The sequence below is a fragment of the Streptomyces mirabilis genome, assembly GCF_018310535.1.
Classification (GTDB): domain Bacteria; phylum Actinomycetota; class Actinomycetes; order Streptomycetales; family Streptomycetaceae; genus Streptomyces.
The window spans coordinates 1,730,075-1,744,630 of the sequence record NZ_CP074102.1; the positions used below are offsets into that span (position 1 = coordinate 1,730,075).

A 14,556-nucleotide genomic window follows, 5' to 3' on the forward strand; every position below is an offset into this window, starting at 1 on the left:
ACGACAAAAGCGCATCACAGCGGGTCGCCGGGATCGCCCGGCGGCGAGGGGGTACCCATGGCCGACATCACCCGGCGTCTCGGCTGGCGCCATCTGCGCGGGGCGCCGACCGCCCATGTCCGGCACCACCGGTCGGGCCGGCTGGTGCACGACGGCCCCGGACTCAGCTTCTGGTACCGCTCCCTGACCGCCACGCTCTCCGAAGTCCCGGTCGACGACCGCGAGTTGGCGATGACCTTCCACGCCCGTACGTCCGACTTCCAGGACGTCGCGGTGCAGGCGACCGTCACGTACCGGATCGTCGATCCCGGGGTCGCGGCCGCACGGCTCGACTTCTCCGTCGACCCCGACACCGGCTCCTGGCGCGGCGCGCCCCTCGAACAGCTGGGCTCGCTGCTGACCGAAACGGCCCAGCAGCACGCGCTGGACGTACTGGCCCGTACGTCGCTGGCGGCGGCCCTGGTGGACGGCGTCGCGTCGGTACGGGAGCGGATCGCGGGCGGGCTCGCCGCCGAACCCCGGCTGCCCGCGACGGGGATCGAGGTCGTGGCCGTACGGGTCGTCGCGTTGCGCCCGGAACCCGAGGTGGAGCGGGCGCTGCGCACTCCCGCCCGCGAGCAGATCCAGCAGGAGGCGGACAAGGCGACGTACGAACGCCGGGCCGTCGCCGTCGAGCGGGAACGGGCGATCGCCGAGAACGAGCTCGCCAGTCAGATCGAACTCGCCCGGCGCGAGGAGCAGTTGGTCGACCAGCGCGGCACCAACGCGCGGCGCGAGGCGGAGGAGCACGCGGCGGCGGACGCCGTGCGGGCCGGGGCGGAGGCGGCGCGGACCGTGCGGCTCGCGGAGGCGGAGGGCACCCGGGTGGTGCAGCTCGCCAAGGCCGAGGCCACGGCCGCGCGCGAGGTCGGCGAGGCGCGGGCCGCGGCGCAGGCCGCCTGGCTGCGGGTCCACGGGGACGTGGACGTCGCCACGCTGCACGCCCTGACGGGCACCCGGCTCGCCGAGAACCTGCCGCGCATCGACAGTGTCACGGTGTCGCCGGACGTCCTGACGGGCCTGCTCGCGCGGCTGGGCAACGGGGCCGCCGGGGGGCCGGAGCTGTGAGTCTCGCGCCCCGTGTCGTCCTCGTCCATCGCACCACGGAGTACGAGGAACTGGTGGCCCGCCACGGGACGCACGGGCAGGCGGCGTTCTTCCTCTCCTCCCGGGGGCGGGACATCGAGGAGGTGGCACAGCGGCACCGCAGAGCGCGGGAGGCGCTGGCGGAGGTGGTGTCCGCGGTGCCGCTGACGTGGCGTCAGGCGCGCGTCGAGCGGGGCGACCTGGACCGCTTCCTCTTCGCTCCGGAGGACGTGGTGGTCGTCGTCGGGCAGGACGGGTTGGTGGCAAACGTGGCCAAGTACCTGACCGGTCAGCCGGTGGTGGGGATCGACACCGACCCCGGACGGAATCCGGGGGTGCTCGTGCGGCACCGGCCGCGCGACGCGGGCGCGCTGCTCGCCTCGGCGCGCGGGGGCCGGGCCGACGAGCTGACCATGGTCGAGGCGGTCGCGGACGACACGCAGCGGCTCCTCGCACTCAACGAGATCTATCTCGGAACCGCGAGCCATCAGACGGCCCGCTATCGGCTGGGGCTCGACGAGTACGGGGGTGCCGTCGAGCCCCAGGCCTCCTCCGGGGTCCTGGTCGGCACCGGGACGGGCGCCAGCGGCTGGCTCCGCTCGGTGTGGCAGGAACGGGGCGGTGAGCTGCCGCTGCCCGGGCCCGCGGAGGAACGCCTGCTCTGGTTCGTCCGCGAGGCCTGGCCGTCTCCGGCCACCGGCACGTCCCTCGTCTCCGGCACCCTCACCGCCTCCGCCCGCCTCTCCCTCACCGTCGAGTCCGACCGCCTCATCGCGTTCGGGGACGGCATGGAGGGCGATGCGGTGGAGTTGGTGTGGGGGCAGACGGTACGGGTGGGGGTGGCGGGGGTGAGGTTGCGTCTGGTGGGCTGAATCCTTCAGGGGCGCGGGGAACTGCGCGACCAGCCCCCACCCACCCGCAGCCGAAGAAGGCACCCCGGGGGTCTGGGGGCGAAGCCCCCAGGTTCGGGATGGAACGGGTAGGGGCGGCGGGGGCGAAAAACGCTACAGACGTGGGTCCACCGGTTCGGACTCCAGCGCCAGCACCCCGAACACCGCCTCATGCACCCGCCACAACGGCTCCCCCTCCGCCAGCCGGTCCAACGCCTCCAACCCGAGCGCGTACTCCCGAAGCGCAAGCGACCGCTTGTGGTTCAGGAACCGCCCCCGCAGCCGGGCGAGGTTCTCAGGACGCGTGTACTCCGGACCGTAGATGATCCGCAGATACTCACGGCCCCGGCACTTGATGCCGGGCTGGACAAGACGTCCCTGCCCACCCCGCACCACCGCCCCGACCGGCTTGACGACCATGCCCTCACCCCCACGCCCGGTCATCTCCAGCCACCAGTCCACCCCGCCCCGCACGGACTCCGCGTCCCCGGGGTCCACGAACAACCGCCGAGTCGTCTGCAGCAGCCCACTCCCGTCGTGCTCGACCAGCCGGTCGATGAGCGCGAGCTGCTCGTCGTGCGGCACCGCGGCGAGACTACGGCCCTGGACGGCGAGGATCTGGAAGGGAGCCAGCCGCACCCCCTCCAGCCCGTCCGTCGGCCAGCAGTACCGCCGGTACGCCTCGGTGAACGCGGCCGCGTCGGCGGCCCGCTCCCGCTGCCTGCCGAGCAGCTCCCGGACGTCGACCCCACGCTCCGCGGCCCCTTCGAGCGCGGCCAGCGCCCCCGGGAACGCGGCCCCGGCCGCGGCACCGACCGCCGCGTACTGGCTGCGCAGCAACCCGGACGCCTTGAGCGACCACGGCATCAACTCGGCGTCGAGCAGCAGCCAGTCCGTGCCCAGTTCCTCCCACAGACCGGCAGCCGTCACGGCTTCCCGCAGTCGCCCGAGGATCTCCTCGGTGACGGCAAAGTCGTCGAAGAAGGGCCGGCCGGTACGGGTGCACAGCGCCCCCGTGGGCCCCTCCGCGACGCCGAACCGCTCCCGCGCCACCCCCGCTTCCCGGCAGACCAGCGCCACCGCCCGCGACCCCATGTGCTTCTCCTCGCACACGACGCGGGCGACGCCGTCCTCCTTGTACTGGGCGAAGGCCTCGGCGGGGTGTTCGAGGTAGCCCTCCACCTGTGAGGTAGCCGTGGGCGCCATCGTCGGGGGGAGGTAGGGCAGCAGGCGCGGGTCGACCGCGAACCGGCTCATGACCTCCAGGGCCGCCGCCGCGTTCTCCTCACGCACCGCCACCCGCCCGGCGTACCGCGTCTCGACGGCCCGCCGTCCGTGCACGTCGGCGAGGTCCAGCGGACGGCCCTCGTGGCCGCCGGGCGCCTCGGAGGCCAGCGGCTTCGCCGGCTCGTACCAGACCCGTTCGGCCGGTACGTCGACGAGCTCGCGCTCCGGCCAGCGCAGCGCGGTGAGCTTGCCGCCGAACACGGCACCGGTGTCGAGGCAGATGGTGTTGTTCAGCCAGGTGGCCGTGGGGACCGGGGTGTGACCGTAGACGACGGCTGCCCGGCCCCGGTAGTCCTCCGCCCACGGGTAGCGCACCGGCAGGCCGAACTCGTCCGTCTCCCCGGTCGTGTCGCCGTACAGCGCGTGCGAGCGCACCCGGCCCGACGTACGGCCGTGGTACTTCTCGGGCAGTCCGGCGTGGCAGACGACGAGCCGCCCGCCGTCCAGGACGTAGTGACTGACCAGCCCGTCGACGAACTCCCGCACCCGCGCGCTGAATTCCTCGCTCTCGCCGTCCAGCTGCTCGATGGTCTCGGCCAGCCCGTGGGAGTGCTGGACCTTGCGGCCCTTGAGGTAACGGCCGAGTTTGTTCTCGTGGTTGCCCGGCACGCACAGCGCGTTGCCGGCCGCGACCATGGACATCACGCGGCGCAGAACTCCGGGGGTGTCCGGGCCGCGGTCGACGAGGTCGCCGACGAAGACGGCCGTACGGCCCCCCGGGTGCGCGCCGTCGGCGTAACCGAGCTTGCCGAGCAGGGAGTCCAGCTCCGAGGCGCAGCCGTGGATGTCGCCGATGATGTCGAAGGGTCCGGTGAGGTGGGTCAGGTCGTTGAACCGCTTCTCCGTCCTCACCTCGGCGCTCTCGATCTCCGCCACACCCCGCAGGACATGCACCTTGCGGAATCCCTCGCGCTCCAAGTGCCGCAGGGACCGGCGGAGTTCGCGGATATGGCGCTGGATGACGCGGCGCGGCATGTCGGCACGGTCGGTGCGGGAGGCGTTGCGTTCGGCGCACACCTCCTCCGGCACGTCGAGCACGATCGCGATGGGCAGCACGTCGTGCTTCTTGGCGAGTTCGATCAGCTGGCGGCGGCTCTCCTGCTGGACGTTCGTGGCGTCCACGACGGTGCGCCGGCCGGCCGCGAGCCGCTTGCCCGCGATGTAGTGGAGGACGTCGAAGGCGTCGCCGCTGGCGCTCTGGTCGTTCTCGTCGTCGGCGACCAAGCCGCGGCAGAAGTCGCTGGAGATGACCTCGGTCGGTTTGAAGTGCCGGTGGGCGAAGGTGGACTTGCCTGAGCCGGACGCGCCGATCAGGACGACGAGGGAGAGGTCGGTGACGGGCAGGGTGCGCCCCTGGGTGGTGTCGTTGCCGGTCATGCGGCCTTCTCCTCCTTCGTGGTGGTCGGGGTGGCGGTGGCGAGGGTGAAGACCGCCATCTGGGTCGGCGGACCGACCTCCGGGTCGTCGGGGCCGACGGGCGTGAACTCCACCTCGTATCCGTGCCGCGCGGCCACCTGGTGGGCCCAGGTCCGGAACTCCTCCCGGGTCCACTCGAACCGGTGGTCGCCATGGCGGGAGCGTCCGGCCGGGAGGGTCTCCCAGCGGACGTTGTACTCGACGTTCGGCGTCGTCACCAGGACCGTACGCGGCCGGGCCGAGCCGAAGACGGCGTACTCCAGGGCGGGCAGCCGGGGCAGGTCGAGGTGCTCGACGACCTCGCTGAGCACGGCGGCGTCGTACCCCTTGAGACGGTTGTCGGTGTACGCGAGCGAGCCCTGGAAGAGCCGCACGCGGGCGGCCTGCCGCTCGCCCATCCGGTCCAGCTTGAGCCGCCGCGAGGCGATGGTGAGCGCGCGCATCGACACATCGACACCGACGATCTCGGTGAACCGCACGTCCTTGAGCAGCGCCTGCACCAACTGACCCTGACCGCAGCCGAGGTCGAGCACGCGGGCCGCGCCGGACGCGTGCAGCGCGGCGAGGATCGCGTCCCGGCGCTGGACGGCGAGCGGGATCGGCTTCTCCTCCGTGTCCGCCTCCTCGTCGACCGCGTTGTCGATCTCCTCGACCTCGGTGTCGTCGGCCTCGGCGAGCCGTACGAGCTCCAGCCGCTCCATCGCCTCCCGCGTCAGCGACCAGCGGCGCGAGAGGTACCGGTCGGCGATCAGCTTCTGCTCGGGGTGGTCCGGCAGCCAGCCCTCGCCCGCCCGCAGCAGCTTGTCGACCTCGTCGGACGACACCCAGTAGTGCTTGGCGTCGTCGAGCACCGGAAGCAGCACGTAGAGGTGGCGCAGGGCTTCGGCGAGCGTCAGGCCCGATGCCTCCAGTTCCAGGCGTACGTAGCGGGAGTCGCCCCACTCGGGGAACTTCGCGTCCAGCGCCACGGCCTCGACCGCCACCGTCCACCCGAGCGGCTCGAACAGCTTGCGTACGAGGTCGGCGCCGCCCCTGGCGGGAAGCGCGGGTACCTCGATCCGGAGTGGCAGCGGCCGGGCGGGCAGGTACGGCTTCGCGGCGCACTGGCCCTTCATAGCGCTGGAGAAGACCGCGCTCAGCGCCACGGCGAGCAGGGACGAGGCGGCGTACGGGCGGTCGTTGACGTACTGCGCGAGCGCGGCGTCGGGTGCGCCGCCGCGGCCCTTGCCCTTGCCGCGCCGGACCAGCGCCACCGCGTCGACCTCCAGCAACAGCGCGGCCGTGCACCGCTCGACGGACGCCTCGGGGTAGAGGACGTGCGCCGTGCCGTAGGAGGTCGAGAACACCTGCGCCTTGTCGGGATGCTTGTGCAGCAGGAAGCCGAGGTCGGTGGCGGGGCGCTCTGGGGTACCGGTGGTACTGATCGTCAGGAACACTGGAATCTGCCTCGAAACATCTTCTGAGCTGTGAATACCTCACATGCGCCGAGCGCCGGTGAACCACAGCGGGGGGAGAACGCGCCGGGGGATCACTACTCCCGGCCTGTCGTCGGCGCGCCCGCCCCAACGTATAGCGAACGCCCCAGGGGGACCCGAGAATTTTCCCGCCGAGCTCCGTGGCAGCGGTTCCGGCTGGGTCGGCTGATGTGACCGGTGCATGATGGATGCATGGATCTTCGAGTCTTCACAGAACCGCAGCAGGGAGCGACCTACGAGACGCTGCTCCGCGTCGCCAAGGCCGCCGAAGACCTCAACTACGGAGCCTTCTTCCGTTCTGACCATTACCTGCACATGGGATCCGTCGACGGGCTCCCCGGGCCCACCGACGCCTGGATCACACTGGCCGGCCTCGCCCGCGAGACGAACCGGATCCGCCTCGGCACGCTCATGACGGCCGGTACCTTCCGCCTCCCCGGCGTCCTCGCCATCCAGGTCGCGCAGGTCGACCAGATGTCGGGCGGACGGGTGGAACTCGGTCTGGGCTCCGGCTGGTACGAGGCCGAGCACGAGGCCTACGGGATTCCGTTCCCCAAGGAGAAGTTCGGGCGGCTGGAGGAACAACTCGCCGTCGTCACGGGACTGTGGGCGACGCCCGTCGGTGAACGGTTCACCTACGAGGGGAAGTACTACCAGCTCAAGGACTCCCCCGCGCTTCCCAAGCCCGCGCAGCCCAAGGTGCCGGTCCTGATCGGCGGGCACGGTGCCAAGCGGACGCCCGAGCTGACGGCGCGGTACGCCGACGAGTTCAACATTCCTTTCGCCTCCCTCGGGGACACGGAGCAGCAGTTCCAGCGGGTGCGGGCGGCGGCCGAGCGGGCCGGGCGCAAGGGGGACGACCTTGTGTACTCGAACGCGCTCGTCGCCTGTGTCGGCAGGAACGACGCCGAGGTGAAGCGGCGCGCGGACGCCATCGGGCGGGACGTCGACGAGCTCAAGGCGAACGGGCTCGCGGGCTCCCCGGCGGAGGTCGTCGAGAGGATCGCCCAGTATCAGGCCGTCGGGTCGCAGCGCATGTACATGCAGATGCTGGACCTCGATGACCTGGACCACCTGGAGTTGATCGCCGCGGAGGTCATGCCGCAGCTCGACTGAGGTCGCGTTCCTCGGGCCCCGGCGGGCGAAATCCGTCGCCCCCTTGTGCGGCGCGGGTTCGTGGCAGTGACCCGGATAGGTGGTGATCGTCGGGCTCGGGCGGAGCCGGACCGCCCGGCTCATGGCGACGCCCCGCCTGGGGGCCGCCCCTTCAGGGGCGCGGGGAACTGCGCGCCCGGCCCGCGCCTACCCCGTCGCCCACCCCCGCTCCACCACCCCCTGATCCCGCGCCGCCAACCGTCTCAGCATCTCCAGGACCCGGTCCCGGGACTCGTCCGCCGCGTCGATCGCCTCCATGCACTGCCAGTACGTCCCCTGTTCGTCCGCCGCGCAGGCGATACCGACGAGAGCGATACCGACCTCGCCAAGAAGACCCCCGAGGCACAGCAGGGACTCTCGCGCATCACCCAACTCGGTGAGCTGAGCGGCGCGTAAGTCGGCCATGTCGAGCGGCGGCGCGTTCAGCACACCGCAGCCCCGGCCCGCCAGCTCCGTCAGTCCAAGCGCCTCGCCCCGGAGTTCCGGCGGCCCCGAGACGGCGAAGCGACTCCCTATGGCCTGGGCCAGGGCCTGCGCCTGCCACGCCTCCGCGATCACTTCGACCGTGTCCCCGCTCCCCGCGAGGGCACGCCTGCTCGCCCCGATGAGCCGCACCGCGTCCATGCGCTGCCCCCGTCTGTCCCGACGTGCTCGTCGCACGTCTGCCCGAACTCCCCTGTCCACTACCCAGAGTGAGAGCCCGCGAGACGAAAAGCCAGAGGAAGACCGAAATCTGTGGACACGAAGTTGAATGTGGACAACTCAACGACCCCGGAGAGTGACCGTCGGACTCGCCACTTCCCCGGCCCGCCCCCTACGCCCCCTCCCCCACCGGAAACCTCCGCTCATTCCGGTCGATCTTCGCGTCGAGCGCCGCCAGCGCGTCGATGCCGAGCACCTCGCACAGCTGGAGCAGGTACGCCAGCACGTCCGCCACCTCGTCCGTGACGCGGTGCGCGGTGTCCGCGTCGTCCATGACCCGCGCCGACTCCTCGGGCGTCAGCCACTGGAAGATCTCGACCAGCTCGGACGCCTCCACGCTGAGCGCGGCGACCAGGTTCTTCGGCGTGTGGTACTGCTGCCAGTTCCGCGCGGCCGCGAACTCGGCCAGCCTGCGCTGCAACTTCGCCACGTCCAGTTCACTTTCACTCACGGCGTCAGGTCTACCACCGTGACCCCCGGCACCTCGCACACCCGGACGACATCGCCCACCGCACCCACCAGCCGGATGTGCCCCCGCTCGCACATCCGCGCCGCCAGCCGCACCAACTCCCCGGCCTGCCGCATGTCCAGCCCCCGGTCGAGGCCGTCGGCCAGCACCGTCAGCGTCTGCAGCGCGGCCGGGACCTCCCCCGCCGGGTCGACCTCCAGCACGCCGGGCCCGGTGAGCAGTACCAGGGCCAGTGCCAGATACCTCAACTCGCCGTCCCCGAGCAGCCCCAGGTGCGTACGGACGCCGTCCCCGCGGTCGAGGAGCGCGCGCACCGTGCCGTCGCCGAGCGGCTCGGCCAGGACGTCCGTGACCGGGCCCGCGCAGCCATCCCGTACCGCCGTGACCAGGTGCGCGTAGCGGTGGCCGCACTCCGATCGGGTACGCCACAGCACTTCGGCGAGGTTGTCGCAGCCCCGGAGCAGCCGTCCCGCGCCGAGCGGGGTGGCGGCGCGCATCCGTCGGGGGCTCGGGTCGCAGGCGTACACGGACCGCAGGGCGACCACCATCTGCTCGGCCGCGGCGAGGACCCGCCGTTCGCCGTCCGTCCGGCCGGCCACGCGCAGTGGCAGGAGCGCGGTGCCGAGGCGGTCGTCGGGAAGGGGGCCCCGGGTCACCGCCGACGAGCCCGCCGTGTACCAGGCCGCCTGGACGACCCGGCGGCCCGGGTCCCGTAGCGCGGTCTCCAGGAGAGTCAGGCCGCCCGCGGTCAACCGCTCGCCGACGATGCGCAGTTCGGGCTCGGCCTGTACGGCGACATCGAGCCGTACGGGTCCTTCGGGGCCGTCGACCGTGCAGCCGATGCGGAAGCCGCGCCGTCGCTGGGCGTCGGGCCGGGCGCGTTCGGGGACGCAGGAGGACGGGTCGGGGAACACTTCGCCCAGCGCGGCGCCGCCGCCGAGCCGCGCCAGTGCCTCGTACGCCCGCAGGGCACCGGTCTTGCCGCTGCCGCTGGGCCCGGTGAAGAGAGTGAGGGGGCCGAGCGGGAACCGGGCGCGCCGGTGTGCCGCGAAGGCGGCGAGCCTGAGTTCGGTGGCGCCGGGCCGGTCGGGGCGCGCCTCGGCCTGGGCGGGGGCCGCCAGAGATGACACGGTCATATGTGGACGGTAAGCGCCCCCTGCCGGGCGAACCGCAGGCGAACCGTTACAGCCCGGTGGCCTTCCTACGATCGGGGGACCGGCGCGCGCCCGCGCGCGGGGGCCGGTCCTGGTCGCCCCTGATCAGATCCCAGGAACCCCCGCCCCTTCCATCAGCCCTCGCACCTCGGTCCCACGCGGTGTCAGCAGGAACACGTTGCGGTCGACCCGGTGCATGCCGCTCGCCAGACCGAAGACCACCCCCGTGCTGAAGTCCAGCACCCGCTTGGCGACCTCGGTCTCCGCACTGGTCAGGTCAAGCAGGACCGGGATGCCCGACATCAGCGTCTCGGCGACGTCGCGGGCATCCGCGAACACATTGACCCGCAGGACCACGAAGCGGCGCCGCGCCTCGGTCACGGCCTCGGGTATCGACCGGTGATTCACCGCCGAGGGCCAGGCGTCCCGGCCCCGCAGCGGAACGACCTGGGCGAGCCCTTCCCACTGCTCGTCGGTGACGTCGTGGCTGTTCACTGGCCCACCCCGTCCTGGCTCGCACTCATTGTCTGCACCGGCCAATTCTTACGCATGGTCACCCGTTCGGCCCAACAGCGACACGGTCCGCGACACCCTCACATCGCCCGCCGGCCGGTTGTGCAGCGGGCGTAACCCTCCAAGATCAGACCATGTGACATCCGCGTAACGGGCAATTCGTACTGTCGTCGGCATGACCACGACCCCCCGCCCGGAGCAGGTCCGGACCGTCTGCTCGTACTGCGGTGTGGGCTGCGGCATGGTCCTCGACATCGGCCGGGGGCCGGACGGACGGCGTACGGTCCTGAAGGCGTCCGGGGACAAGGAGCACCCCGCCAACTCCGGTCGGCTGTGCACCAAGGGCGCGACCACGGCCGACATGCTCGCCGCGCCCGGCCGGCTGACCACCGCGCTCGTGCGGGAGGACCGCGGCGAGGAGCCGCGGCCCGTCCCCGTCGACACGGCCCTCGCCGAGACCGCCCGGCGCCTGCGCGCGATCATCGACGAGCACGGCCCGGACGCCGTCGCCTTCTACGTCTCCGGGCAGATGACCCTAGAAGCGCAGTACCTGGCCAACAAGCTGGCCAAGGGCTTCGTACGGACGAACCAGATCGAGTCGAACTCACGGCTGTGCATGGCGAGCGCGGGCACCGGCTACAAGCTGTCGCTCGGCGCCGACGGACCGCCGGGATCGTACGACGATCTCGACCGGGCGGACGTGTTCCTCGTCATCGGGTCCAACATGGCCGACTGCCATCCGATCCTCTTCCTGCGGCTCATGGAGCGTGTGAAGGCCGGGGCCAAGCTGATCGTCGTCGATCCGCGGCGCACCGCGACGGCGGCGAAGGCCGATCTGTTTCTGCAGATCAGGCCCGGGACCGACCTCGCGCTGCTCAACGGACTGCTGCACCTGCTGCACGAAGGCGGCTACACGGACCCGGACTTCATCGCCCGGCACACCGAGGGCTGGGAGGCGATGCCCGCGTTCCTCGCCGACCATCCGCCCGCGGCCGTCGCCGAGATCACCGGCATCCCGGAGGACGACATCCGGGCGGCGGCGCGGCTGATCGGTGAGGCCGGGGAGTGGACGAGCTGCTGGACCATGGGGCTCAACCAGTCCACGCACGGCACCTGGAACACCAACGCGCTCGTCAATCTCCACCTCGCCACGGGCGCCATCTGCCGGCCCGGCAGCGGGCCCTTCTCCCTCACCGGGCAGCCCAACGCCATGGGCGGGCGCGAGATGGGATACATGGGTCCCGGGCTGCCCGGACAGCGATCGGTGCTGGTGGACGAGGAGCGTGCCTTCGTCGAGGAGTTGTGGGGGCTGCCGGTCGGGAGCATCCGGAAGGACGGGGTGGGGCAGGGCACCGTCGAGATGTTCCGGAAGATGGCCGAGGGGGACATCAAGGCCTGCTGGATCATCTGCACCAATCCCGTCGCCTCGGTCGCCAACCGCCGGACCGTCATCGAAGGGCTCGAAGCCGCCGACTTCGTCGTCACCCAGGACGTCTTCGCCGAGACCGAGACCAACGCGTACGCCGATGTCGTGCTCCCCGGCGCGCTGTGGACGGAGGCCGAGGGCGTCCTGGTCAACAGCGAGCGGACGTTGACCCTGGCACGGTCCGTAGTCGACCCGCCCGGGGAGGCGCGGGCGGACTGGCGGATCATCGCGGCCGTCGCCCGCGCCATGGGGTACGAGAAGGAGTTCTCGTACGACAGTGCCGAGCAGATCTTCGAGGAGATCAAGGAGGCGTGGAACCCGAAGACGGGGTGGGATCTGCGGGGTGCCTCCTACGAGCGGCTGCGGGGCGGGCCCGTGCAGTGGCCCGTCGCGCGGGAGGACGGGCCCGCGCGGAATCCGATCCGGTACGTGGAGAAGGGGGGCGACGGTGACCTGTCGTTCCCCACCGCGAGCGGGCGGGCCGTCTTCTACGCACGGCCCCATCTGCCGCCCGCCGAGATGCCCGACGACGACTTTCCGTTCGTGCTCAACACCGGGCGTCTGCAGCACCAGTGGCACACGCTGACCAAGACGGGGAAGGTGGCGAAGCTCAACAAGCTCGATCCGGGGCCGTTCGTGGAGCTGCATCCGCAGGACGCGGCCGCGCTCGGGGTCGTGGAGGGTGACTCGGTGGAGGTCGCCTCCCGGCGGGGGCGGGCGGTGTTGCCGGCGGTGGTGACGGACCGGGTGCGGGTGGGGTGCGTGTTCGCGCCCTTTCACTGGAACGACCTGTTCGGGGAGTACCTGAGCATCAACGCGGTGACCAGTGACGCGGTGGATCCGGTTTCGTTCCAGCCGGAGTTCAAGGTGTGTGCGGTGTCGCTGGCGCGCGTTGCCGCCCGAAGGGCTCTTCCGAAGACGCCGGACGGGCCGAGGGCGCCCGGCCCAGTCGAAACGACGCCCGGAGGCTTCGGCACGACGCCCGGAAGCGTCGGCGCGTCACCCGGAGGCTTCGGCCTGGAGCTCGCTCCCCCGCCCGTGCTCTCCTCCGTCGAACGCCAGTACCTCAGCGGCTTTCTCGCCGGGCTCTCCTCCGGGCTCCCGGGCGTGCCCGTCCTCCCCCCGGACGCCCCCTTCGGCCCCGAGCACGCCCTCTGGGTGAACGGCGTGCTCGCCGGGATGTACTCGCGCTCCGCGCCCCCGGCGGCTCCGGCGCCGGAGTCCGCGGGCCGTGAGGTGGTGGTGCTGTGGGCCTCGCAGACCGGGAACGCGGAGGAGTTCGCGACGGCCACCGCCGAGCGGCTCGCCGCCACCGGGCACCGGGCGCGACTGGTCGGCATGGACGAGGCGGACGTCGGCGCGCTCGCCCGCAGCGCCGATCTGCTCTTCATCACCAGCACCTTCGGGGACGGTGACGCGCCCGACAACGGGTCCGGACTGTGGGACACCCTGTCCGGGCAGGAGGCCCCACGGCTGGACGGCGTGCGTTATGCCGTGCTGGCCTTCGGCGACTCCTCGTACGACGACTTCTGCGGGCACGGGCGCCGGCTGGACGCGCGCCTGGACGAGTTGGGCGCCGTACGCCTGGCTCCCCGTACGGACTGCGAACCGGACTACGAGCCGAACGCGGGCGCCTGGCTGGAGCTGATCCTCACCGCGCTCGGCGGGCGGCCCGAGACACCCGAGGCGCCCAGGGCACCCGAGGCGCCCCGGACCGCCAAGCCCGCCAAGCCCGCGCCGGCCGCCGCCACCGCCCGACTCACCGGCAACCGGCTGCTCAGCCTGCCCGGCGCCGGCAAGGAAGTGCGCCGGTTCACCTTCGACACCCGGGACAGCGAGAGCCCGCTGCCGTACGAGGCGGGGGATGCGCTCGGCGTACGGCCCGTCAACTCACCCGGCCTGGTTGCCGAATGGCTGGAGACGATCGGGGTCGAGCGTTCAACGGACGTCGAAGTGACGGGTGTTGGTGGGGTCTCCTTCGGCGAGGCTCTGCTTCGGCATTTCGACATCACGCGGATCACGCCGGACCTGCTGCGCTTCGTCGTCGAACGGACGCGTGATGGCCGCGAGTTGAGGAAGCTGCTGCGTCCGGACAACAAGGGAGAGCTGGCACGCTGGTCCTGGGGGCGGCAGGCCGTGGACGTGGTGGCCGAGCATCCGGTGCGCGCGTCGGCGGCGGAGTGGGCCGAGGTGTTCAAGCGGTTGCAGCCCCGCCTGTACTCGATCTCGTCGAGTCCACTCGTCGACCCGTACCTCGTCTCGCTGACCGTCTCGGTGGTGCGGTACGAGAATCCGGGCGGCCGGCCGAGGGGCGGGGTGTGTTCGCCCTTCCTCGCCGATGCCGAGCCGGACGCGGAGGTCCCGGTCTTCGTGCAGCGGTCGCCGCACTTCAGGCCCCCGGCGGACGCGACGACACCCATGGTGATGGTGGGGCCCGGTACCGGAGTCGCGCCGTTCGTCGGCTTCCTGGAGGAGCGCCGGGCGCTCGGCCATCGGGCGCCGAACTGGCTGTTCTTCGGCGAGCAGCACCGCGCCACCGACTTCTACTACGAGGACGAGCTGACCGGACTGCTCGACGACGGCTCACTCACCCGGCTCGACACGGCGTTCTCGCGCGACCAGCGCGCCAAGGTCTACGTCCAGGACCGGATGCGTGAGCACGGGCCCGAGCTGTGGCACTGGCTCCAGGACGGCGCCCGCTTCTATGTGTGCGGAGACGCCTCGCGGATGGCCAAGGACGTCGACCGGGCACTGCGGGACATCGCCGTCTCGCACGGCGGTCTGGGCGAGGCGGAGGCCATCGCGTACGTCAAACAGCTGGCGGCGGAGAAGCGGTACGTACGGGACGTGTACTGAGACACGGGAGACACGGGGTGTGGTGAGCCCACCGAGGGTCGCGAGCTGCACATAATTGGCGAAACTCAACTATTCCCACCGCACCGAC

At 71.8% G+C, this 14,556-nt stretch carries 10 protein-coding genes; 4 read left to right on the forward strand and 6 right to left on the reverse strand.

What is annotated here, in order from left to right; translation table 11 throughout:
* The first annotated feature begins 57 nt into the window (after window positions 1–57).
* The gene (locus SMIR_RS07690) at window positions 58–1,107 is read left to right on the forward strand and encodes an SPFH domain-containing protein (protein WP_168496562.1); all 1,050 of its coding nucleotides are present in this window, start codon (window positions 58–60) and stop codon (window positions 1,105–1,107) included.
* A complete protein-coding gene (locus SMIR_RS07695; protein WP_168496560.1) occupies window positions 1,104–1,997 on the forward strand; it encodes a hypothetical protein in 894 nt (297 codons plus the stop codon). The genes SMIR_RS07690 and SMIR_RS07695 overlap by 4 nt, the downstream gene beginning before the upstream one ends.
* Before the next feature lie 132 nt (window positions 1,998–2,129).
* On the opposite strand, the gene SMIR_RS07700 is transcribed toward SMIR_RS07695, so the two are convergent.
* The gene (locus SMIR_RS07700; protein ID WP_212726796.1) at window positions 2,130–4,679 is read right to left on the reverse strand and encodes a polynucleotide kinase-phosphatase; all 2,550 of its coding nucleotides are present in this window, start codon (window positions 4,677–4,679) and stop codon (window positions 2,130–2,132) included.
* Window positions 4,676–6,154 (reverse strand): 3' terminal RNA ribose 2'-O-methyltransferase Hen1, encoded by a 1,479-nt coding sequence (locus tag SMIR_RS07705; RefSeq protein WP_212726797.1) that lies wholly within the window; start codon window positions 6,152–6,154, stop codon window positions 4,676–4,678. The genes SMIR_RS07700 and SMIR_RS07705 overlap by 4 nt, the downstream gene beginning before the upstream one ends.
* Before the next feature lie 231 nt (window positions 6,155–6,385).
* Here SMIR_RS07705 and SMIR_RS07710 point away from each other — a divergent pair, with 231 nt between their 5' ends.
* Window positions 6,386–7,309, forward strand: coding sequence for an LLM class F420-dependent oxidoreductase (locus SMIR_RS07710; protein WP_168496554.1), 924 nt, complete (start codon window positions 6,386–6,388; stop codon window positions 7,307–7,309).
* Between the two features lie 186 nt (window positions 7,310–7,495).
* On the opposite strand, the gene SMIR_RS07715 is transcribed toward SMIR_RS07710, so the two are convergent.
* The 4 genes from SMIR_RS07715 to SMIR_RS07730 form a co-directional block, all read right to left on the reverse strand.
* Window positions 7,496–7,972 carry a DUF6099 family protein gene (locus tag SMIR_RS07715; RefSeq protein ID WP_101401221.1) on the reverse strand — a complete coding sequence of 159 codons (477 nt, stop codon included), beginning with the start codon at window positions 7,970–7,972 and terminating at the stop codon, window positions 7,496–7,498.
* A 190-nt stretch (window positions 7,973–8,162) separates the two neighbouring features.
* Window positions 8,163–8,501 carry a nucleotide pyrophosphohydrolase gene (locus SMIR_RS07720; RefSeq protein WP_075030563.1) on the reverse strand — a complete coding sequence of 113 codons (339 nt, stop codon included), beginning with the start codon at window positions 8,499–8,501 and terminating at the stop codon, window positions 8,163–8,165.
* Complete coding sequence (locus SMIR_RS07725; RefSeq protein WP_168496552.1) at window positions 8,498–9,655, reverse strand: AAA family ATPase; 1,158 nt, start codon at window positions 9,653–9,655, stop codon at window positions 8,498–8,500. The genes SMIR_RS07720 and SMIR_RS07725 overlap by 4 nt, the downstream gene beginning before the upstream one ends.
* Window positions 9,656–9,778: 123 nt before the next feature.
* Window positions 9,779–10,168 carry a cell division protein SepF gene (locus SMIR_RS07730; RefSeq protein WP_054234050.1) on the reverse strand — a complete coding sequence of 130 codons (390 nt, stop codon included), beginning with the start codon at window positions 10,166–10,168 and terminating at the stop codon, window positions 9,779–9,781.
* A 193-nt stretch (window positions 10,169–10,361) separates the two neighbouring features.
* Here SMIR_RS07730 and SMIR_RS07735 point away from each other — a divergent pair, with 193 nt between their 5' ends.
* Window positions 10,362–14,468, forward strand: coding sequence for a bifunctional nitrate reductase/sulfite reductase flavoprotein subunit alpha (locus SMIR_RS07735; RefSeq protein WP_212726798.1), 4,107 nt, complete (start codon window positions 10,362–10,364; stop codon window positions 14,466–14,468).
* The last annotated feature ends 88 nt before the right edge of the window (window positions 14,469–14,556 follow it).